The following is a 517-nucleotide window of genomic DNA, read 5'->3' as shown; positions in this document are numbered from 1 at the left end:
TTGAAATCATAGCACTTTCAGCCGCTTTCTTTTATCCCCTTATGAGAAATTCGGGCTAACAGATTTAGCATCGTAATCCCGAATTCGACTGGTCGAAGCATGGGCAGATGGTCGTCGACGCCTGCAACGCCTTCCAAAACTGCCCACTTAGCCAATTCATGCATCAGTTTTTCTTGATATGCAACGTTCTCCTGATGCTTTTCTTCCGCTTCTTGAAGGGCCTGCTTCATTTCCGCCAAGGCTTCATCGAGCCAATCAATCCGCAGCCAAGATGACCGGATAACCGAGTGCAATGAGATGATTTCATCCAGTTTTTCTTTAGGGTCCATAAATAACCTCGCAAATGAGTTGAATTGCACAGAAAGCGTAACGAGTAATCCGGGGAACGAGGCTCGTCTAATTGAGCGAAAAATTGAATTAGACCCATAAGCAGGGCTTTTTGAATGAAAACCAAGGATGGGCTGACCTGCCCCCAATTACTAAACCACTCACTGCTTAGTAATGTCGGTTAATTTCG

General features: G+C 45.3%; 1 protein-coding gene. It reads right to left on the bottom strand.

Going from position 1 to position 517, the window contains the following annotated elements; translation table 11 throughout:
• Positions 1–17: 17 nt before the first annotated feature.
• Complete coding sequence (locus ACFC20_RS17825) at positions 18–329, bottom strand: hypothetical protein (RefSeq protein ID WP_375194149.1); 312 nt, start codon at positions 327–329, stop codon at positions 18–20.
• Between the last annotated feature and the right edge of the window lie 188 nt (positions 330–517).

This window comes from Marinobacter sp., assembly GCF_041984545.1.
Classification (GTDB): domain Bacteria; phylum Pseudomonadota; class Gammaproteobacteria; order Pseudomonadales; family Oleiphilaceae; genus Marinobacter.
The sequence above is the reverse complement of the archived record's forward strand: the minus strand, read 5'-3'. Positions and strand labels throughout refer to the sequence as shown.